The organism is Rhodococcus pseudokoreensis (assembly GCF_017068395.1).
Lineage (GTDB): Bacteria > Actinomycetota > Actinomycetes > Mycobacteriales > Mycobacteriaceae > Rhodococcus_F > Rhodococcus_F pseudokoreensis.
In genome coordinates this window covers 347,931-368,748 of the sequence record NZ_CP070619.1, presented here as the reverse complement: position 1 = coordinate 368,748, position 20,818 = coordinate 347,931, and the positions used below count along the sequence as shown (strand labels likewise).

Genomic DNA, 20,818 nt, shown 5'->3' with positions numbered 1-20,818 from the left:
AAGTTGGGCCTGGTGGTCGTCACGGCCACCGGGGCGCATGCCCGAGACCAACCAGGGCCCCAGAGCCCGAGCCATTTCAGTGGTAGGAGGTGACGGCATGACTTCGAATCTTGATCGGTCGCAGAACACGGGAACACCCGCGTCTGCGCAAACCGATGCCGAGTCACCTGCAGCGAACCCGGCTTCCGGTAACAACCGTGGAGCACAGGGATTCGCCGTTCCGGCGTCCGCATCGCGCCGGGTACGAGCGCGACTCGCCAGGCGCATCACGGGTCAGCGGAACACGACCATCCGGCCGGTTCTCGAACCCCTCGTCAGTCTGCATCGCGAGCTCTACCCCAAGGCGGACCTGGCGCTCCTGCAGCGCGCCTACGACGTGGCCGAGGAACGGCACGCCAGCCAGCGCCGCAAGTCGGGCGACCCGTACATCACGCATCCGCTCGCCGTCGCCAGCATCCTCGCCGAACTGGGGATGGACACGACCACCCTGGTCGCGGCCCTGCTCCACGACACCGTCGAAGACACCGGTTACTCCCTCGAGCAGCTGACCGACGAGTTCGGCGAAGAAGTCGCGCACCTCGTCGACGGCGTCACGAAACTCGACAAGGTGGTGCTCGGCAACGCCGCCGAGGGCGAGACCATCCGCAAGATGATCATCGCGATGGCCCGCGATCCGCGCGTGCTGGTGATCAAGGTGGCCGACCGGCTCCACAACATGCGGACCATGCGGTTCCTGCCACCCGAGAAGCAGGCCCGCAAGGCCCGCGAAACGCTCGAGGTGATCGCGCCGCTGGCTCACCGGCTCGGCATGGCCACCGTGAAATGGGAACTCGAGGACCTGTCCTTCGCGATCCTGCATCCCAAGAAGTACGACGAGATCGTGCGGCTCGTCGCCGACCGGGCGCCGTCCCGCGACACCTACCTGGCGAAGGTGCGGGCCGAGATCAACGCGACCCTGACGGCGTCGCGCATCAACGCGGTCGTCGAGGGCAGGCCCAAGCACTACTGGTCGATCTACCAGAAGATGATCGTCAAGGGCCGCGACTTCGACGACATCCACGACCTGGTCGGGGTGCGGATCCTGTGCGACGAGGTCCGGGACTGTTACGCGGCCGTCGGTGTCGTCCACTCGCTGTGGCAGCCGATGGCCGGCCGGTTCAAGGACTACATCGCGCAGCCGCGCTACGGCGTCTACCAGTCGCTGCACACCACCGTGGTCGGACCGGAGGGCAAACCCCTCGAGGTGCAGATCCGCACCCACGACATGCACCGGACCGCGGAGTTCGGCATCGCCGCGCACTGGCGGTACAAGGAGACCAAGGGCAGGCACTCCGGTGACGTCGCCGAGGTCGACGACATGGCGTGGATGCGTCAGCTCCTCGACTGGCAGCGTGAGGCCGCCGACCCGGGGGAGTTCCTCGAGTCGCTGCGCTACGACCTCGCGGTCAAGGAGATCTTCGTCTTCACCCCCAAGGGGGACGTGGTCACGCTGCCCGCCGGGTCGACGCCCGTCGACTTCGCGTACGCCGTGCACACCGAGGTCGGGCACCGCTGTATCGGCGCCCGGGTCAACGGCAGGCTGGTGGCGCTCGAACGCAAGCTCGAGAACGGCGAGGTGGTGGAGGTCTTCACCTCCAAGGCCGTCAATGCCGGCCCGAGCCGTGATTGGCAGACGTTCGCCGTCTCGCCGCGCGCCAAGACGAAGATCCGGCAGTGGTTCGCGAAGGAACGCCGCGAAGAGGCGCTCGAGGCGGGCAAGGACGCCATCGCGAAGGAGGTGCGGCGGGTCGGCCTGCCGCTGCAGCGCCTGATGAACGCCGAATCGATGGCGTCCATCGCACACGAACTGCACTACACCGACGTGTCGATGCTGTACACGGCGGTCGGCGAGAGCCACGTGTCGGCGCAGCACGTCGTCCAGCGTCTGGTGGCGCATCTGGGCGGGGTCGGCGACGTCGAGGAGGAGCTGGCCGAGCGGTCCACCCCGTCGACCATGCCGATGCGTCCCCGGAGCACCGGCGACGCGGGTGTGCTGGTTCCCGGCGCGGAGGGCACGGTCGCCAAACTCGCCAAGTGCTGCACACCCGTTCCCGGCGACGAGATCATGGGCTTCGTGACCCGGGGCGGCGCGGTCAGCGTGCACCGCACCGACTGCACCAACGCCGGCTCCCTGCAGGAGCAGTCCGAGCGCATCATCGAGGTCAAGTGGGCGCCGTCGCCGTCGTCGGTGTTCCTGGTGGCCATCCAGATCGAGGCGCTCGATCGGCACCGGCTGCTGTCGGACGTGACGAAGGCGCTCGCGGACGAGAAGGTCAACATCCTGTCGGCGTCGGTGACGACGTCCGGCGACCGGGTGGCGATCAGCAAGTTCACGTTCGAGATGGGCGACCCGAAGCACCTCGGGCACGTGCTGAGCGTGGTCCGCAACGTCGAGGGCGTGTACGACGTGTACCGGGTGACGTCCGCCGCCTAGCGGTCGTTCCCGGCGACGAACGGGACGGTAGTTCGATCTGATCGAACGACCGTCCCGTTCGTCCAGCCCCGGTCTGTCCAGCGGGGTGCGGGGGTCAGCCGACCTTCGCGGTCTCGATCTGCACCGGGGTGTTGGGCTTGCCGCCGCCGGCAGCCATGGATCCGTCGTCGCCGTCCGCCGCGATCTTCTCGACGGTCGCGAGGCCCTCCTCGGAGATCGAACCGAAGACGGTGTAGTTGGGCGGGAGCACCGAGTCGGCGTAGACGAGGAAGAACTGGCTGCCGTTGCTGCCGGGCTGCCCGCTGTTGGCCATCGCGACGGTGCCGCGGGGGTAGACCACCGGATTGGCGAGTGCCGGATCGTTCGGCGCGAACGCGGTCTCCGGGTACTCGGTGTCGAATCCGTAGCCCGGGCCGCCGGTGCCCGCCCCGCTCGGGTCGCCGCACTGCAGCACCTGCAGACCCACTTCGGTCGTCAGCCGGTGGCAGGGAGTGTCGTCGAAGTACCCCTGCTGGGCCAGGCTCGTGAAGCTGTTGACCGTGCACGGGGCCTCGGCGCGGTCCAGGACCAGGCCGATCGGTCCCGCGCTGGTCTGCAGATCCACGGGAACCGTGCCCTCGGTGGACACACCGGACGTGGGCGGCGGGGTGACGTCCTTGACCGCGGGACGCCCCGCCGGGTACGTGCAGTCCACGGTGGCCCCGGCGGGAGGCGGGACAGCGGGGAGCGTGCCGAACTTGGACAGATCGAGCGACTGCTCCGCCGTGCTCGTGGCGGCCGCCTTCGACGAGGTGCCGGCCGGCGAGCCGCCGGAGTCGGACGAATCCGAACAGCCGGCGAGGAGGACCGCGAGGCTCACGCCTGCGACGAGAATCGAGGTGCGTTTCATCGGTCCATCCTCACACGAGACGTCAGTCCATCCGGACGGACGTGATGTCGATGGGCAGGTTCGGCTTGCCGCCGCCGGCCTGCATCGATCCGTCGTCACCGGCCGCCGCCACCTTCTCGATGGTCGCGAGACCCGTGTCGTCGACCTTCCCGAACGCGGTGTACTGCGGGGGCAGCTGCGAATCGGCGTAGACGAGGAAGAACTGGCTGCCGTTGCTGTCGGGTTGCCCGCTGTTGGCCATCGCGATGGTGCCGCGCGGGTAGGTCACCGGAACCTGCAGCGACGGATCCGACGCCTCGTACTGGTCGGTGGGGAATTCGTTGGCGAACCCGTAGCCCGGGCCGCCGGTGCCGGTTCCCGTGGGATCACCGCACTGCAGGACCTTCAGTCCCTCGGACGTGACCAGCCGGTGGCAGGGGGTGTTGTCGAAGTAGTTCTGGCTCGCCAGGCTCAGGAAGTTGTTGACCGTGCACGGGGAATCGGCGTTGTCCAGGACCAGACCGATGTTGCCCTGCGTCGTCTGCATGCTGACGCTGACTTCCTGGAGCGTGGTGTCGATCTCGTCGGTGCGCGGCGGGTTCACCTGCTTCGCCGGCGGCTGACTGTCGGGGGTGTACGTGCAGGACACCTTCTCGGGGAGCGGTTCGGACCGGCCCGCGGGCATCACACCGGGCGACTGCGGTGACGCCGTCACCGACTCCGCCGCCGATGCCTCCGTCGCCTCGTCGTCGCCGCGGGTGAGGGAGAAGACGACGGCGCCGGCGGCCACCACGAGCACGACTCCGAGCACCGAACCGGCGATGGTCAGCTGCTTACGCTTGCGTGCTCTGTCGGCGCGGCGTTCGAGCTGACGCTCGAGCTTTCGTTTCGCTGCTTCCCGGCGCTGCTCGTTGCTCGGCACTGCGGTGGTCCTCCCGTGTCGGTCTGGCAGTTGGCCGGTGCGAACTGCCCCCGGCACACGACCTCCAGAGTCTGCCATCCGAACCTGAGAACATCCTGGCGGGGCGGCGGCTTAGGCTGTAGCGACTGCAATGACCACTCGAACAGGAGCGTCGCGCGTGCTCGTCACAGGATTCCCGGCCGGGATGTTTCAGACCAACTGCTACATCCTCGCGCAGGACGACGCCCCGGAGTGCGTCGTCGTCGACCCAGGGCAGGACGCCGCCGAACCGCTGTTCGAGTTCCTGGACCAGTCGAATCTCACCCCGACGGCGGTGCTGCTGACCCACGGTCACCTCGACCACGTCTGGAACGCCTACGACGTCTGCGAGAAGTTCGGGATCCCCGCGTACATCCACCCCGAGGACCGGTACATGCTGTCGGACCCCGGCCGCGGCATCGGCCCGACGATGAAACCGTTCATCGAGGGCATGACGTTCGTCGAGCCGGGCGAGGTGATCGAACTCGCCGACGGCGACGTGATCGAGCAGGCCGGGGTGTCGTTCGCCGTCGACCACACCCCCGGGCACACGCAGGGGTCCGTGGTGTTCCGCACCCGGGTCGTCACCGAGAACGGTCCGGTCGAGATCGCCCTCACCGGTGACACGCTGTTCCAGGGATCGATCGGCCGCAGCGACCTGCCCGGTGGCAACCACGAACAGTTGCTGCAGTCCATCGCCGACAAGCTTCTGATCCTCGCCGACGACACGGCGGTCCTCCCCGGGCACGGCGGGTCGAGCACGGTCGGCGCCGAACGCGGGTCGAACCCGTTTCTCGTTGGACTCCCGGGATCGAAATAAGGAAAAGTAGCGACAGTGAGCAAAGCCAGCACCTTCTCCGCCCCCAAGGGCGTCCCCGATTACGTCCCGCCGCAGTCGTCCGAGTTCGTCGCGGTCCGTGACGAACTCACGCGCGCTGCGCGTCTGGCCGGATACGGCCACATCGAACTTCCCATCTTCGAGGACACCGGGCTGTTCGCCCGCGGTGTCGGCGAGTCCACCGACGTCGTCAGCAAGGAGATGTACACGTTCGCCGACCGCGGTGACCGTTCGGTGACCCTGCGGCCCGAGGGCACCGCGGGTGTCATGCGGGCCGTGATCGAGCACGGCCTGGACCGCGGGCAGTTGCCGGTGAAGCTGAGCTACGCCGGCCCGTTCTTCCGTTACGAGCGACCGCAGGCCGGCCGGTACCGCCAGCTGCAGCAGGTCGGGGTGGAGGCCATCGGCGTCGACGACCCGGCACTCGACGCCGAGGTCATCGCCGTCGCCGACGCCGGTTTCCGCGGCCTCGGTCTCGAGGGTTTCCGGTTGGAGATCACGTCCCTCGGCGACGACACGTGCCGTCCGCAGTACCGGGAACGGTTGCAGGAGTTCCTGTTCGCCCTTCCCCTCGACGAGGAGACGCGCCGGCGGGCGGAGATCAACCCGCTGCGGGTGCTCGACGACAAGCGCAAGGAGGTGCGCGAGATGACGGCGGACGCCCCGCTGATGCTCGATCACCTCTCGGACACGGCGAAGGCGCACTTCGACGAGGTGCTCGCGCACCTCGACGCGCTGGGTGTGCCGTACGTGGTGAACCCGCGAATGGTCCGGGGCCTCGACTACTACACGAAGACGACGTTCGAGTTCGTCCACGACGGTCTCGGCGCGCAGTCGGGTATCGGGGGCGGCGGACGCTACGACGGTCTGATGGAGCAGCTCGGCGGGCAGCCGTTGTCCGGCATCGGTTTCGGGCTCGGTGTCGACCGCACCGTCCTGGCGCTCGCCGCGGAGGGCAAGACCGCGGGCTCGACGGCCCGCTGCGAGGTCTTCGGCGTCCCGCTGGGCGAGGAGGCGAAGGCGAAGCTGGTGGTGATCGCGCAGCAGTTGCGCGCCCAGGGAATCCGAGTCGATCTCGCGTACGGCAACCGCGGCGTGAAGGGCGCGATGAAGGCCGCAGACCGGTCCGGTGCCGCGCTGGCGCTGGTGCTCGGTGACCGCGACATCGCCGAGGGCACGGTGGGAATCAAGAATCTCGCCACCGGCGATCAGGAATCGGTGTCGGCGGCAGATGTTCTCGCGCGCGTCGGAGCCATCCTTGGGGACTGACGACACCGCGCCGGTGTCGCTCGACCTCGTCCCGATCGAGTTGATCGCACCGCGGCTCAAGAAGGTCGCGGCGATCGCCGTGTTGATCGGTGTCGTGGTCGGTGTCGTCGTCGGGTTCTTCGGTCCCGTGTGGGTCGGCGTGACGGTCGGGGCCGTGATCGCGGTCCCGACCGCCGCGTCCGCGCTCCTCACGTTGCGGCGTCGCATCACCCTGCAAGCCGGGCGGATCCGGTCGACGGGGGGACTGCGTAGCCGGCACGTCGACGTCACCCGCGCGGTCGCCGCGGAACTGGTGGTCCGTTCGGCCAGAGTCAGCGAGGTGAGCGTCCGGATCACCGATCCCGACGGGAGCCTCGCGGTTCCGCTCGCCCTCTACACGACCGACGGCGGCCGGGAACTCGAGATCCTCGGGCTCCGCAGGCTCGCCGACGCCTTGACGACCAGCGAACTGGTACCGGCCGCCGCGATCGCGTCGGTCCTCATCGAGCAACTCCGCGCGGAAGCGCGCGGCGCGGCCCTACCCGAACGCCCGCTGTTCCGGGCCGTCGAACTGGTGCGTTCGGAGGGCCGCGTGCCCATCACCACGCTCACCGATCACGAGGTGGCGGCACTGCTCGACTGAGCGATCAGCCCCGATCGCCGAACGACGCGTCGTCGAGATCTTCGCCGCCGATGACAGCGGGTGCGACCATCGGCAGGTCGCCGACGAACGCGTTGTTCTCGCCGGCGTTGACGAGGTAGCTCGGTGTGGAACGGCCGCTCAGCTGTTCGTCGCCACCGCGCCCGGCGCCTGCCATGCCGGCGCCGCCCATCCCGCCCATTGCCCCGCCCGGTGCGAGGGGGGACGAGGCGGCCGGAGTGGCGCCGGGTGCCGGAGCGGTGCCCGGTGTCGCCGGGGTCGCAGTCGCCGGGGGCACGACCGCCCCGGAAACCGCTCCGCGGGGTACCGAACCGCCGCCCGCGGAGGCGCTTCCGCCCGCGCCGCCGCCGTACATGCCGATTCCCGCGCCGCCGGCCGTGCCCACCGCGCCGGGAACGCCGCCGGCGGCCCCGTGCGCCGGGGTGATGGCGGATTTCGCCGCGACGGTGTCGGCGGGCAGGTCGGACGAGGAGACACCGGCCGCCTGGGTACTCGCCGACACCAGGTCGCCGACACCGTCGGTGACGGTGGAGATCATCGGCTTGCCCACACCCTCGATGACGGTGGACGCGACGGCGAACGGCGACGTCGGCACGGCCCCCGCCACGGCTCCGGGTGCCGGGGGCGGCGGTACCGGGACCGGCGCGGCGAGACCGTTCATCGTGAGGGTCTGTTCGTTCAGTTCGGTGCGGGTCTGCGTCACCACTCCGATGGCCGCCTTGATGTGCTCGGCCGCGGACGCGAGCAGCATCGCCTGCCCGGGCGGAGTCATCACCATCGGCGCGGCGGCGACCGCGGTGGCCGCGAACGACTCCGAGATCGTCATGAGGTTCGCGTTGCCGCGCGCCACGGACGCGGCGGCGGTCTGGGTGGTGGCCGAGATCTCCGTGCCACGTTCGCTCAGTTCGGTGCCGCTCGCCTGGGCCTGCACGCCCTGGGACTGCGCCGCCTGCGCCGCCTGGCTCTGCCAGATCTGGTCGAGGACCTTCAGGCCCGACAGGCTCATCGACATGGCCTGGTCGATCATGCCCGAGGACATGTCGAGGAGCGACGTCGGGTCGAACGCGCCGAACGTGCCGGTGCCGAAGCTCCCGGCGAGATCGGTGAGCGGCTTGAACAATTCGTCTACCCCCGGCAGCGCGGGCAGAGCGTGCCCTTGTAGCAGTGCCTCGACCGGGTTCGGCGGCAGGGGCGGCAACGACGGCAGGGCCGGCAACGGTGGCAGTTCACCGAGCGGCGCATCCAGCAACGGGCCGAGCGGGGAATTCTGCAGGGCCTCCAGCGGGGTGCTCGGCAGTGGTGTGGCGAGGGCGTCGCCGACGGGTGAGCCCTGGATCAGGTCGAGAATCGATCCGGGTTCGGCGGGCTGACCGGCGGGTTCGGGGGAGGTCATGCGAGGCCCCCGAGTCCGTCGCCGACAGCACCGAGTCCGTCGCCGACAGCACCGAGCGCGGCGCCGTTGGCGCCGTCGACGGAGTCGTAGGACTGGGCGGTGGCGTCGGCCGCGATTGCGGTCTGCGCGTAGTGCGTGGCGAGTTCGGCGACCGAGGCGGCGTGGTTTGCCTGCGCGGCAGCGAAGGACGCGAGAAAATCGGCTCCGATCGGGCCGAACACGGGCGCGAGCGCCGCGAGATTCGTCCCGAGATCGAGTGCGGCGGCGCTGCTGATCTGTTCGGCTGCCTGCGCGGCGGTGGCGCCGTATTTCCTGATGCCGTCCGTGACGACGAAGACTTCGCTCAAGATAACCCCCCAGTGATTAAGCGTTCGCCAGACTTTATCGCACGGGAACGACAGGCACGGCTAGCGGTGAAGGGGTGTTCCGCCCCCGGTCTCGGCGAGCAGTGCCCGCGACTTCGCCCGGATTTCGTCCAGCGGCGCCGTCCACCCGAGGGTGCGGAGGCAGGCGTCGGCGAGGAGTCCGGCAGCGCCCTCGTTCTCGGGCCCGGGCAGTAGTCCGCGTTCGATGTCGGCGCGGGTTGCGATGGCGCTCTCCACGATTCGGAACGGCAGGTCGGCCAGGGCGGGGGAGATGCTGCCGGAATCGCCGGTGATTTCCGTCAGGGCCCGGTCCGCCAGTTGCCGGTAGTGCCCGCGCAGCAGGGTGCGCTGGGTGCGGAACGGCTCGAATCGATCGGTCAGCAGTTCCGGGAGAAGGTACAGCGCACCGAGATTCCATCTGGTGGTCGTGAGTTGGGTGACGTCGTAGGTGGCCAGTGCATGCAGGCGCACCGTGGCGGGTGCGGCGGCGTCGGTGAGTCGCTCGGCGGCGGCGAGAGCGGGGGAGACCGTCTCCTCGAGCAGTGCCGCGAGGATCTCCTCCTTGTTGGGGAAGTGGTGGTAGAGCGACGCCTGCCGGATGCCGACCATCTCGGCGATCAGTCGGGTCGAGGTGGCGGCGAAACCCTTGGTGGTGAACAACTCTCCGGCGGCGTCGAGGATCTCCTCGGGTGTGGTCTGCCCTGGTCTGCGCTGACTGGTCAGTCGGGGTCGTCCCGGCCCTGTGGTCACCGCTCCATGATGTCAGGTCGTGTCCGGACCCGGCCCCGGCCACCCTCCGTGAGGGTTTCGTCACGCGACCGAAACGTAGGCAACGATGCTGTTACGGCCAACCGCGATCTGGATACGCGGGCGTCACCCATCGAGGCCTCCCGACGAGAAAACTATCGAGCGACAGATATTGCTCTCGCCGAAGGAGTACGCCCTTGAGTACACCCACAAGGACTGCGCAGGTGCCGACCGCGCCGGCTCCCGCACCTTCCCGCCCGTCCGGCGTCGACGACACGGGTGACCTCGGCGAATTCGGTTACGAGCAGCAACTCCACCGTTCCCTGGGCAAGTTCGCGTCGTTCGCCGCCGGCTTCTCCTTCGTCTCCATCCTCACCACCATCTTCCAGCTCTTCGGGCTCGGATTCGGGTTCGCCGGGCCCGCGTTCTTCTGGACGTGGCCGGTGGTGTTCGCCGGCCAGTTCATGGTTGCGCTCAACTTCGCCGAACTCGCCGCCCGCTACCCCATCTCGGGGGCGATCTACCAGTGGTCCCGCCGCATGGGCGGCGAGGTGGTCGGCTGGTTCGCCGGATGGTTCATGATCCTCGCGCAGATGGTGACGGCGTCCGCCGCGGCCATCGCCCTGCAGGTCGTTCTCCCCAACGTGTGGAGCGGATTCCAGATCATCGGGGAGGACAGTACTTTGACGTCCGCGAGCGGTGCCGCCAACGCGGTGCTGCTGGGCTCCGTCCTGCTCGTGCTGACCACGTTCATCAATTGCATCGGCGTCAACTGGATGTCCCGGATCAACAATATCGGTGTCACCTGCGAGATCGTCGGGGTCATCGCGGTGATCGGCATGTTCCTCACCCACGCCCGGCGCGGACCGGACGTCGTGTTCGACACCGGAACGGCCGGGGCGTCGCCCGGGTACGGATGGGCCTGGATCGTCTCGGGTCTGATGGCGGCCTACGTGATGGTCGGGTTCGGTTCGGCGGGCGAACTCGCCGAGGAGACCAGGAACCCGCGCCGGGTGGCACCGCGCACGATCCGCCTCGCGCTGTCCGTGTCGGCGCTCGGCGGCGGACTGATGATCCTCGGCGCGCTGATGGCCGCACCGAGCCTGACGGACGGCCGTCTCGCCGCCGAGGGCCTGCCGTACGTGCTCTCGTCGATCCTCAGCTCCCCGTGGGGAACCCTGCTCCTCGTCGACGTCGCGATCGCCGTGTTCGTCTGCACGCTCGCCATCCAGACGGCGGCGTCGCGGCTGGTGTTCTCCATGGCCCGGGACGGACGGCTGCCGGCCTCGCGGATTCTGTCGACGGTGAACCCCCGCACCGGAACACCCATCGCGCCGTCCGTCCTGATCGGCCTCGTGTGCATCGGCATCCTCGCCGTCAACGTCGGGAACTCCGCGATCTTCGCGACCCTCTCGAGCGTCTGCATCATCCTGATCTACCTCGCCTACCTGATGGTCACGGTGCCGCTGCTGCTGCGCAGGCTGAAGGGCTGGCCGCACGGGGGACCGCAGGTCGACGCGGACGGCCGGACGCTGTTCTCGCTCGGACGGTTCGGACTGCCCGTGAACATCCTGGCGGTCGGCTACGGCGCGCTGATGGTCGTCAACCTGTCCTGGCCGCGCGCCGAGATCTTCGACCCCAGCGGCGACTACCCCCTCCTGCGGTGGGCCGCCCCGGTCACCGTCGCCGCCGTGGTCGCGCTCGGGATCGCGTGCTTCCCGCGCGGCCGCACGACCCCCAACCCCGTCACGATCGGAGCCTGACATGACCTCAGTGGACACCTCGACCACCAGCGCAGCGAAGGAACACGCGCGTGCCCAGTCGGGCGTGGTCACCGACTCGATGCCGGTGGTCCCGGCGTCGTCCTGGCCCGCCCCGCCGGCCGGTGTGGATCCGGCGCTGCTCACGTGGGCGGAGACCGTTCCCGGCGGCCGGTACACCACGAAGGTGCTGGGCCGCGGCACCCGGTTGCGACTGCGGGACCTCGACGGCCGGGCCTGCGCCCACCTGCTGCTGTACCGGGCGGACGCGCCGTGGGAACGGCTCAACGTCGCCGACACCGTGAAGGTGCCGTGGCAGGCGTACACGGGGGCCGGGCATCCGCTGCTCTCCGATCAGGGGCGCGTCCTCGCGACCGTCGTGTCGGACGGGTCCGGGCGGCACGACGCCCTCTGCGGCACCACGTCGCTCGCCACGAACACCGCGAAATACGGTGACGGCAGCCTGCATTCGGCGTCTCCCGCCGGCCGTGAACTCTTCACCGTGGCCGCCGCGAAGCACGGGCTCGAGCGCCGCGACCTCCCGCCGTCGCTGTCGTTCTTCCACGGGGTGCGGGTGGGTGCGGACGGATCGCTGAGCAGTATCGGATCCGCGGGCGCGGACACCGCCGTCGAACTCGTGATCCACCTCCCGGTGATCGTCCTGATCGCCAACACGGCGCATCCGCTGGATCTGTCGCCGACGTACGACACGACCGCGCTCGAAGTGCTCGCCTGGACCGGCGCCGACGTGGCCGGGCCCGTCGACGCCGACCCGGAGTACCGGCGCGCGTTCCTCAACACCGAAGACGTCTGGGCTGCAGCGCAGTGCCAGGGACGGGAGCAGGCATGACCACCACCATCGAGACCGCGCCGCTGGTACCGGGAACGGTGATCCTGGACGAGGAGGTCGGCGCCCGCGGACCCTGGTCCGCCGTCGTCGCGGCCGGCGACGTCCTGACCATCGTGGATCTGTACGGCAACCAGGCCGTCGACACCCTGATCTACGCGGCCGACGACCACCGGCAGCGCTACTCGGCCGCCGCGACGGTGTCGGCGCAGCGAAATCTGTTCCTGACCACGGGAAGTGTGCTCCGCACCGACGATCACGACGCGCTGATGACACTCGTCGCCGACGAGGTCGGCTCGCACGACACGGTGGGCGGCGCCTGCTCCCAGGAGTCGAACACCCTGCGGTACGGCCACCACACCAAGCATCAGCACGCCTGCGTCGAGAACTTCCTCGCGGAAGGGTCGCGGTGGGGGATCGGCAAGCGGGATCTGGTGTCGAACATCAACTTCTTCATGAACGTCCCCGTCGACGCCGACGGCACACTCGGCATCGTCGACGGCCTGTCCGCACCCGGCCGCCGCCTCGCGCTCCGCGCGGACCGCGACGTTCTGGTACTGGTGTCCAATTGCCCGCAGATCAACAACCCCTGCAACGGTTTCGATCCGACCCCGGTGCGGATGATCGTGACCCGGCCGGCGGGAGCACCCGCATGAGCGCCAAGATCACCGTGCAGCGGCCCGGCATGCTCACCACGGTCCAGGACTTCCCGGGCCGGACCGGGTACTGGCACGTCGGGGTGCCGCCGTCAGGTCCGATGGACGACCTGTCGTTCCGGCTCGGGAACACCGCGCTCGGCAACGACGAGGGCGCCGCCGGAATCGAATGCGCCATGTCCGGACCCGCGTTGCAGTTCGACGAGGAGACAGTGGTCTGCGTGACCGGCGCACCCGCCCCGGTCACCGTCGACGGTGTGCTGCACGCGCAGTGGCGTCCGGTGCGGGTACCGGCGGGCGGGACCCTGGACGTCGGCGCGGTCGCCGGGCCCGGCCTGCGCATCTACCTCCTCGTCCAGGGCGGGCTCGACGTCGACGACTTCCTCGGCAGCGCCTCGACATTCACACTCGGCAAGTTCGGCGGGCATCAGGGCCGCACGCTGCGGCAGGGCGACGTGCTCGCGGTCGGTGAGCACGACGGCACCCGCGCGGCCGCCGTCCCCGCCGAACACGTCCCCGCCCTGTGCAGTCGCTGGGAGATCGCGGTCACCGAGGGCCCGCACGGCGCACCCGAATTCTTCACCCGCGCCGACATCGACACGCTGTACCGGACCGACTACGAGGTGCATTTCAACTCGGACCGCACCGGGGTGCGGCTGATCGGACCCAAACCCGACTGGGCGCGCACGGACGGCGGCGAGGCGGGACTGCACCCGTCCAACATCCACGACAACGCGTATTCGGTCGGCGCACTGGACTTCACGGGAGACACCCCGATCCTCCTGGGCCCGGACGGACCGAGCCTCGGCGGGTTCGTGTGCCCGGTCACGGTCGTCTCCGCGGAACGCTGGAAGCTCGGACAACTGGCCCCCGGCGACACGGTGCGCTTCGTGCCGATCCGGGCCGACCGGGCCGCGTCCACGCGTGCACTGGGGCCGGCCCGGCGGGCGGGGTTCTCGACGGTCTTCTCCACCACCGGCGACCGGGACGACGGCGTGATCGCCCGGCGCGACGGCGAGACCGCCGTGACGTACCGGCGCTCCGGCGACGACAACGTGCTCGTCGAATACGGTGACATGAGCCTCGACCTCGCCTTGCGGGCCCGCGCGCACGCGCTGCACCAGCGGCTCGAGGTCGAGAAACCGGCCGGGCTGCTCGACCTGACACCGGGCATCCGGTCGCTGCAGGTCCGGGTCGACCCCGACGTGCTGCCGATCCCGAAGCTGATGGGGCTGCTCGCCGAGGCGGAGGACGCACTGCCCGCGGCGAACGAACTCGTGGTGCCGAGCCGATCCGTGCGGATGCCGCTGTCGTGGGACGATCCCTCGACGCGGGAGGCGATCCAGCGGTACATGCACGGGGTCCGCGCCGACGCGCCGTGGTGCCCGTGGAACATCGAGTTCATCCGCCGCATGAACGGACTCGGCAGTGTCGACGACGTCTTCGACACCGTCTTCGGTGCGGAGTACATGGTGCTCGGACTCGGCGACGTCTACCTCGGCGCTCCCGTCGCGACACCCCTCGACCCGCGGCACCGGCTGGTCACCACGAAGTACAACCCCGCCCGCACGTGGACACCGGAGAACGCGGTCGGCATCGGTGGGGCGTACCTGTGCATCTACGGGATGGAGGGGCCCGGCGGCTACCAGTTCGTCGGCCGCACCACCCAGGTGTGGAACCATCGGCATCCCGAGAAGTCCGGTCCGTTTGAGGACGGCACCCCCTGGCTGCTGCGCTTCTTCGACCGGATCTCCTGGTACCCCGTGGAACCGGACGAGCTGATGGACCTGCGATCCGACGTCGCGGCGGGCCGCGGCGGCGGCATCGAGATCACGGAGGGCACGTTCTCGCTCGCCGAGCACGAGCAGTTCCTCGCGGTCAACGCCGAATCGATCGGCGGATTCCGCGCCGAGCAGGCCGTCGCGTTCGCCGCCGAGCGGCAACGATGGTCCGCGGCAGGGGAGTTCGCGACGGCGGGCTGATTGCGCTTGTCCGGCCTCTCAGGTTACGACCGGCGCTCGGCGAGGTCGGCGAGTTGCTCCGTGACGGTGCCCCACCCGTCGTAGAAGCCCATTTCTTCGTGGGTGTCGCGGTCGGCGCTGTTTTTGTGCATCACGTGGGCGACGTATTCCGTGCCCGTCGGGTGGTCGGTCAACGTGATGATCGCGGTCATGAACGGCTGTTCGGCGGGCCGCCAGCCACCGACCAGGGAGTTGGTGAACACGATGCGTTCGAGTTCGTCGACGGCGAGGAAGCAGCCACTCAGGTGGGGCACGAATTCGCCGCCGTCCTCGCTGATCTGGGTGGTGAGCGCGCCGCCCGGGCGTAGTTCCATGTCGACGACCCGGCACCGTGAGGGCGCGGGGACCCACCACTGTTCGAAGCTGGCGGGGTCGGTCCAGGCGCGCCACACCACCGCCCGGGGCGCCCGGATGACGCGCGAAATTTTGAGGTCGAGATCTGGTCTCGCAGTGTCGGTCATTGCGGTGTGTCCTTCGAGTGAGTGGTGAGTGTGGGTTCGGTGACGAATTGTTCGAGCCTGTCGGTGCGGCCCTCCCAGAGTTCCAGTTGCTCCGCGAGCCAGAATTCGACCGCCGTGAACGGCGCCTTCTCGATCGCACACGTCCGTACCCGGCCTTCCTTGTGTGTCCGGATCCACCCGCTGTCCTCCAGGAAGTGGATGTGCTTCATGAAGGAGGGCAGGGCCATGTCGAACGGTTTCGCCAGTTCGCTGACCGTGGCCGGGCCGCGGCTCAGGCGGCCCAGCACGGCCCGCCGGGTGGGGTCGGCGAGTGCCTGGAAGATGCCGTTCAGTTGATCCGGATACTGAGCCACAAGGAAAAGTATTCACCGCAACGATGGTTAGCGCAAGGGCTAACTGTTTGGGGTGGGTCAGCCGAGCTTGCCGTGGCCGGGGACGAGCGGGACATCCAGGGCGTCGTAGAGCCCCGGCGCGGCCGCCCGCAGCCACGGAATCGTGTTGACCAGGCGTCCCACCGCGGTGGCATTGCCGCCGGCTGCTCGATTGCCACCCTCGTCGGTGGCCTCCACATTGACCTCGATCCGTGGACGGCCCTCGATGATCACCTTGTGGGCGCCGTCCCCGCCGTCCGGTGGCACGGGCCAGTCCGGGGCGCACGACGGGTGGATCCGGGTGACGTGCTCGATGACGATGCGGGGTTCGCCGCCCACGATGCCCTGGACTTCGAAACGCAGCGCCCCCTGGGTGCCCGCCTCGAACTCGCCCATGAGTTCGGTGGTGACCGTCTCCTCGAGCGGCCGGCGGAGCAGCGTCTCCCGGATCTCGTCGAGTTCCACGCCGAGGGCGCGGGCGATGAGCCGGATCTGCCCGCCCCACACCATCGTCGGCACGGTCGCCGCGACCATCGGCGGTTCGTAGTCCATCGGCTGGCCCATGCCGACGAGGTACCGCACCGAATCGTGTTGGTCGTACGTGGTGTAGTCGAAGATCTCCTGGCACCGGATCCGGTCGATCGTGCCCGCCAGGCCCGTCATCAGGATCGGCAGGACGTCGTTGCCCCATCCCGGATCCACGCCCGACACGAACAGAGCGCCGCCGCCCGACTTCGCCGCCGCTTCGATCGGGTCGCGCAACTCCGCCGGCGCGTTGCGCTGGTCGTACAGCGCGTAGATCGACGGGGTCACGACGACCGCCCCGGCCATGAGGGCGCGGGTGATGTCGGCCGCCGCATCGTCCGGGCGAATGTCACCCGACGCGGCGTAGACGACGGCGCCGGGGGAGTTCGCGAGCACGGCGCCGGCATCGTCGGTGGCCGTCACCCCGAGCAAGCGTTCCAGGCCCGCGAGGTCCCCGGCGTCGCGTCCGACCTTCTCCGGGTTCGCCACGAGCACCGCCGACAGTTCGAGCCCGGGGTGGGCGTCGACGGCACGGATCGCGGCCCGCCCCACATTCCCGGTTCCCCACACCACGGTCCGGATCTTCCCCTGGTCGGCCATGAAATCGGACCCTACCCAGTGTGCGAGACGGTCATGGCCCGAATCGGGCAACACCGGTACCGTTCGACGAATGCCGGCGGCAGCGCCACGGCCGTATTCAGGTGGGCCGTGTTCAGGTAGACAATGGGTAGATGCACCCGCACGGGACGCTGCCCGGCTCGGAAAAGGGACTGAGCAGAGCCGAACTGCTGGCCGCGGTATCGCTGGCGATCGACCTCGGTCTGGGTCAGCCCATGGAGCACATGCTTCGATCGTCCCTGATCGCGACACGGATCGCCGAGCGGATGGGACTCGACCACCGACAGCGGGCGACCGTGTACTACGCCAATCTGGTCGGGTGGATCGGTTGTCACGCCGACTCCCACGAACTCTCGGCGCTCTTCGGCGACGACATCGCCTTCCGCGCCGACACCTACGCGGTGGACATGACAGGTCTGCCGTTTCTGCGGCTGATGACGAGTTACGTGGGGCGCGGACTGCCCGCCTGGGAGCGCGGTATCAGCGCCGCCGTGTTTCTGGTCGCGGCTCGCAGCCAGGTCGCCACACTGATCCATTCGCATTGCAGTTCCGCCGGGGTTCTGTCCGATCGGATGGGCTTGGACGGGCAGGTCGGAGAGGCGCTGGCCTACGTCTTCGAGCGGTGGGACGGTCGAGGGTTGCCCAACGGGTGTCGCGGAGAGGGCATCCCGGTCGAGATCCATATCGCCCATGTGGCAGACGTCGTCGAGGTGCACCTGCGGACGGGTGGGCTCGCGCACGCGAAGGATGTTCTCCGTTCCCGGCGCGGCAGTCAGTTCAGCCCGGCCGTGGCGGACGTGTTCGAACGTGACGCGGCCGCAATCGTGGACGGGTTGTTCGACATGGACGTCTGGGTTGCGGCGTTGACCCAGGCTCCGGATCGTGACCGAACCCTGACGGCCGAGGAGAGCGACGAGTTGCTCAGGGCCATGGCTGATTTCGTCGATCTCAAATCTCCGTTCACACTGGGGCATTCGCGTGGCGTCGCGAGCCTGGCGGCCGGCGCGGCCCGGCACCTGGGCATGCCATCACCGGATGTCACGCATCTCTACCGCGCCGGCCTCGTGCACAGCCTCGGCAAGATGGGGGTGTCCAACCAGATCTGGGAGAAGAAGGGGCCGCTGACGACCGCGGAATGGGAACGGGTACGGATGTATCCGGATCTGACCGGCCGGATACTGAGCCGAGTCAAGGGCTTGGAGTCGGTGGTGTCGGTCGCGATGAAGCACCGGGAAAGGATCGACGGGTCCGGCTTTCCCCGGGGGATCGCCGGCGCGGAATTGACCGCGAAGGACCGGCTGCTCGCCGCGGCGGAGGCGTACCAGGGTCTGCTCGAGCCGCGTCCACACCGGTTGGCGCTCGATCCTCGCGGCGCCGCCGATCGGTTGCGAGACGAGGCGCGTGCCGGACGACTCGACGCCGAGTCGGTGGCCGCCGTGCTGGCGGCGGCCGGTCAGCGGGTGTCGCGGCGGACGCCCTGGCCGGCCGGGTTGACCGACCGCGAGGTCGAGATCCTGCGACTCGTCGCACAGGGCCGATCGAACCGGGAGATCGCCGCCGACCTGTTCATCGCCGAAAAGACGGCACGCAACCACGTCGAACGTGTCTACGCCAAGCTCGGTGTGAACAACCGCACGCAGGCCAGTCTCGCCGCGATCGACCGGGGTCTGGTGGGCTTCCCGGCCACGGCGGTCGCGGAGAAGTGACGAGTCCACCGGCCGGCGGGACCGACAGTGCCGGGCCGTCATCGCCGGGATGCGCCGGGCCGGGACCGCCGGTCCAGTACCCACACCGTGGCCAGCGTGAGGACCACGGCGAACGAGGCGAGCGCGACGAGACTGCCGCCGGTACCACCCCGGAAGGTGTCGCCGTAGGCGGACATGGCCGGCACCGTGGCGCTGTACCGGTCGAGATCCAGGTCGCGACCCAGTGCTTCGAAGGCGTGACGGTTGGACAGGCCGAGGCTCATCAGGCGTCCCGGGACGGCCATCTCGTCGACGGGGACGATGGCGCCACCGAACAGAACCTGGGGGAAACAGAGCATCGGCAGGGCGAGGGCGGCCTGCGCGGCGTTGGAGACCGCGGCCGACGCGAGCAAACCGAGGACCAGGGCGGACGTCGCTTCGATCACAATCGTCACGAACAGGAAGGCGTACACGTGCCATCCGACAGCGGGGAGCCGACCGAGCGCCCGTAGAACACCGAGAAGCAGCGCGCTCACTCCGGCCAGCACCGGAAGCAGCGCTGTCACCTTGGATGCCACGTAGGCGCCCACGCTGAGCCCGGCCAGGCGCTCCTGCCGGAAGACGGCCATCTCCCCGACGATCTGGAGCAGTCCGTAGGTGAGGCCGAAGAAGAAGCCCGCGAAGGCGATCCAGAACACGATCTGGGCGGGGCCGAGGTCGGCCGCGCTGCGCGGGTCGAACGCGCCGCGCTGGAACAGCGTCGCCATCATCGCCGTGACCAGCACCGGTGAGCCGAGCAGGACCGCCAGGGTCAGCCGGTTACGAAGGAGAACATCGACATTGCGTCGTGTGAGTAGCCACCATTGCCGCACCATTCCGGGGCGTTCGTCGTCCGAACGGGTGGCCGGGAGGGGCGGTGGAGCCGGGCTGGGCCGGGCGTCCGACTTCTCACCGATGGCCGCGAATCGCTGCGCCCAGATCTGAGGGGTGTGCTCCCGTGCCAGCCGGTCGTACACCTCGGCGAGATCCGCCACACCGAAGTAGCGCCGAGCCTCGGCCGGGCTGCCGGTGAAGGCCAGGTGGCCGTCCCGAGCGAGGAACACCACCCGGTCACACCGGTCGATGCCCGCGGGCTCGTGTGTCGTGAGGACGACTGTGACCCCGCGGCGGCTGAGTCGGTGCAGCAGGCGCATCACGTCGGCCGCCGTCGACGGGTCGAGCCCGGAGGTGGGTTCGTCGAGGAAGAAGAGGCGTGGCCGGGTGAGGAGTTCCACGGCGATGCTGGCCCGCTTGCGTTGGCCGCCGGACAGCGCACGGACCGGCACCTCGGCCCGATCCGCCAGGTCGAGATCCTGCATGGTCTCGTCGACGATCCGGTCCGCTTCGGCCGCCGATGTGCCCGCGGGCAGCCGGAGCCGCGCCGCGTAGCGCAGCGTGCGGCGCAGGGGCATCTCGAGGTGGATGATGTCGTCCTGGGGTACGTAGCCGATCCGGGAATCGGCGCTGACCCGGGCCCCGCGCACGACGCCGTCGTGCCGAACCTCCCCGGCCGACGATGGTTGCAGTCCGGCGAGGATCTCCAGCAACGTGCTCTTTCCTGCTCCACTGCCGCCGGCTATGGCGACCAACTCGCCCGGCTCGACCGACATCGACAGCTCCTGGAGGATCTGCCGCCCCCCGACGTGCCTACTCACGTCGACCGCATCGACCCTCCCGCCGACCGCCGCATCGACCCGCCCGCCGCCCGCCGCCTCGAGGGCGTGATCCGACAGGCACGTAGCGGACCGCCCGACGGTCGGTGGTTCGACTGCCGATTCGGCCGTGACCGGTGATTTCCGTGATTCCTGAACTCGCTTTGTCATGCCCTGATCATCGGTCCGCCGGGTCCGTCGTCGCATGGGGCGTTTGCCTCAAATCGCGAGGTCCGTTCTTCCCGGCCGTCATCGGTCGATCGCCGGGACAGGACGTGCTCGGCTGCGTTGGCGACGGTGGCGTGGTTGCGGTGCGCGATGTCGAGGAGTGCGTCAAAGGCGGCTTCCTGGCCGCAACCATACTGCTCGGCCAGGAGTGCGACCGCGGTGGACAGGAGCTGTGCACGTGCCTTCTTCGAGGGGTTCCGTCCGGCTACCGCGGAGGTGTCAGTGGGCACGGGGAGTCCTTTCGCTGTGTCGGCGGTTCAGGCGAACCGGGCGACCACTTCAGAGTCGTCGGAGAGACGAGCAGAGAACACCGACATTGACCTAGTGGTTCCCAGGCGTGTGGCGCGAGATTCGCGAACCGGCGACGCCCGAATCGGTAGCCGCAGTTGGTGTGATGGTCTGCGGCGATGGACGTTCCATCG

General features: G+C 69.2%; 19 protein-coding genes. 9 read left to right on the top strand and 10 right to left on the bottom strand.

Annotated features, from left to right (window positions below):
* Positions 1-97: 97 nt before the first annotated feature.
* A complete protein-coding gene (locus JWS13_RS07015; RefSeq protein WP_124392991.1) occupies positions 98-2,473 on the top strand; it encodes a RelA/SpoT family protein in 2,376 nt (791 codons plus the stop codon).
* Positions 2,474-2,567: 94 nt separating this feature from the next.
* Here the strand turns inward: JWS13_RS07015 and JWS13_RS07010 are convergent, their stop codons facing one another.
* Together JWS13_RS07010 and JWS13_RS07005 are read right to left on the bottom strand one after the other, a co-directional pair.
* Complete coding sequence (locus JWS13_RS07010; protein ID WP_206005088.1) at positions 2,568-3,362, bottom strand: peptidylprolyl isomerase; 795 nt, start codon at positions 3,360-3,362, stop codon at positions 2,568-2,570.
* Positions 3,363-3,384: 22 nt separating this feature from the next.
* A complete protein-coding gene (locus tag JWS13_RS07005; protein ID WP_206005087.1) occupies positions 3,385-4,263 on the bottom strand; it encodes a peptidylprolyl isomerase in 879 nt (292 codons plus the stop codon).
* 157 nt (positions 4,264-4,420) lie between these two features.
* On the opposite strand from JWS13_RS07005, the gene JWS13_RS07000 reads away from it, so the two are divergent.
* From JWS13_RS07000 to JWS13_RS06990, 3 genes are read left to right on the top strand one after another with little or no spacing between them, the layout of a single operon-like run.
* On the top strand, positions 4,421-5,101 hold the full coding sequence (locus JWS13_RS07000; protein WP_206005086.1) for an MBL fold metallo-hydrolase: 681 nt from the start codon (positions 4,421-4,423) through the stop codon (positions 5,099-5,101).
* 15 nt (positions 5,102-5,116) lie between these two features.
* Complete coding sequence (gene hisS, locus JWS13_RS06995) at positions 5,117-6,388, top strand: histidine--tRNA ligase (protein WP_206005085.1); 1,272 nt, start codon at positions 5,117-5,119, stop codon at positions 6,386-6,388.
* On the top strand, positions 6,351-7,010 hold the full coding sequence (locus JWS13_RS06990; protein WP_206005084.1) for a hypothetical protein: 660 nt from the start codon (positions 6,351-6,353) through the stop codon (positions 7,008-7,010). The genes hisS and JWS13_RS06990 overlap by 38 nt, the downstream gene beginning before the upstream one ends.
* 4 nt (positions 7,011-7,014) lie before the next feature.
* Here JWS13_RS06990 and JWS13_RS06985 read toward each other — a convergent pair whose 3' ends face one another.
* From JWS13_RS06985 to JWS13_RS06975, 3 genes are read right to left on the bottom strand one after another with little or no spacing between them, the layout of a single operon-like run.
* Positions 7,015-8,421, bottom strand: coding sequence for a hypothetical protein (locus JWS13_RS06985; RefSeq protein ID WP_206005083.1), 1,407 nt, complete (start codon positions 8,419-8,421; stop codon positions 7,015-7,017).
* Positions 8,418-8,768 (bottom strand): type VII secretion target, encoded by a 351-nt coding sequence (locus tag JWS13_RS06980; RefSeq protein ID WP_206005082.1) that lies wholly within the window; start codon positions 8,766-8,768, stop codon positions 8,418-8,420. Before JWS13_RS06980 ends, JWS13_RS06985 begins: the two co-directional genes overlap by 4 nt.
* A gap of 60 nt (positions 8,769-8,828) precedes the next feature.
* Positions 8,829-9,536, bottom strand: coding sequence for a TetR/AcrR family transcriptional regulator (locus tag JWS13_RS06975; RefSeq protein ID WP_206005081.1), 708 nt, complete (start codon positions 9,534-9,536; stop codon positions 8,829-8,831).
* A gap of 194 nt (positions 9,537-9,730) precedes the next feature.
* On the opposite strand from JWS13_RS06975, the gene JWS13_RS06970 reads away from it, so the two are divergent.
* The 4 genes from JWS13_RS06970 to JWS13_RS06955 are packed head-to-tail and all read left to right on the top strand — an operon-like array spanning position 9,731 to position 14,778.
* Positions 9,731-11,296: an amino acid permease gene (locus JWS13_RS06970; RefSeq protein WP_225927942.1), complete on the top strand. Its 1,566-nt coding sequence runs from the start codon at positions 9,731-9,733 to the stop codon at positions 11,294-11,296.
* A gap of 1 nt (position 11,297) precedes the next feature.
* Positions 11,298-12,143 (top strand): urea amidolyase associated protein UAAP1, encoded by an 846-nt coding sequence (locus JWS13_RS06965; protein WP_206005080.1) that lies wholly within the window; start codon positions 11,298-11,300, stop codon positions 12,141-12,143.
* Positions 12,140-12,796 carry an urea amidolyase associated protein UAAP2 gene (locus JWS13_RS06960; protein ID WP_124393001.1) on the top strand — a complete coding sequence of 219 codons (657 nt, stop codon included), beginning with the start codon at positions 12,140-12,142 and terminating at the stop codon, positions 12,794-12,796. Before JWS13_RS06965 ends, JWS13_RS06960 begins: the two co-directional genes overlap by 4 nt.
* On the top strand, positions 12,793-14,778 hold the full coding sequence (locus JWS13_RS06955) for a 5-oxoprolinase/urea amidolyase family protein (protein ID WP_206005079.1): 1,986 nt from the start codon (positions 12,793-12,795) through the stop codon (positions 14,776-14,778). Before JWS13_RS06960 ends, JWS13_RS06955 begins: the two co-directional genes overlap by 4 nt.
* 23 nt (positions 14,779-14,801) lie before the next feature.
* Here JWS13_RS06955 and JWS13_RS06950 read toward each other — a convergent pair whose 3' ends face one another.
* The 3 genes from JWS13_RS06950 to JWS13_RS06940 are packed head-to-tail and all read right to left on the bottom strand — an operon-like array spanning position 14,802 to position 16,774.
* Entirely contained in the window at positions 14,802-15,278 is a 477-nt protein-coding gene (locus tag JWS13_RS06950; RefSeq protein ID WP_206005078.1) for an SRPBCC family protein, read from the bottom strand.
* Positions 15,275-15,631, bottom strand: a complete 357-nt coding sequence (locus JWS13_RS06945; protein WP_206005077.1) for an ArsR/SmtB family transcription factor — start codon at positions 15,629-15,631, stop codon at positions 15,275-15,277. The genes JWS13_RS06950 and JWS13_RS06945 overlap by 4 nt, the downstream gene beginning before the upstream one ends.
* Positions 15,632-15,688: 57 nt before the next feature.
* On the bottom strand, positions 15,689-16,774 hold the full coding sequence (locus JWS13_RS06940; RefSeq protein WP_206005076.1) for an NAD(P)H-dependent amine dehydrogenase family protein: 1,086 nt from the start codon (positions 16,772-16,774) through the stop codon (positions 15,689-15,691).
* 131 nt (positions 16,775-16,905) lie between these two features.
* Between JWS13_RS06940 and JWS13_RS06935 the strand changes: the two genes are divergently transcribed.
* Entirely contained in the window at positions 16,906-18,498 is a 1,593-nt protein-coding gene (locus tag JWS13_RS06935) for an HD domain-containing phosphohydrolase (RefSeq protein WP_206005075.1), read from the top strand.
* Positions 18,499-18,536: 38 nt separating this feature from the next.
* Here JWS13_RS06935 and JWS13_RS06930 read toward each other — a convergent pair whose 3' ends face one another.
* Both JWS13_RS06930 and JWS13_RS06925 read right to left on the bottom strand, forming a co-directional pair.
* Positions 18,537-20,339, bottom strand: a complete 1,803-nt coding sequence (locus JWS13_RS06930; protein ID WP_420855001.1) for an ABC transporter ATP-binding protein/permease — start codon at positions 20,337-20,339, stop codon at positions 18,537-18,539.
* Entirely contained in the window at positions 20,336-20,626 is a 291-nt protein-coding gene (locus tag JWS13_RS06925) for an ANTAR domain-containing protein (protein WP_241032126.1), read from the bottom strand. Before JWS13_RS06925 ends, JWS13_RS06930 begins: the two co-directional genes overlap by 4 nt.
* Positions 20,627-20,818: the final 192 nt, after the last annotated feature.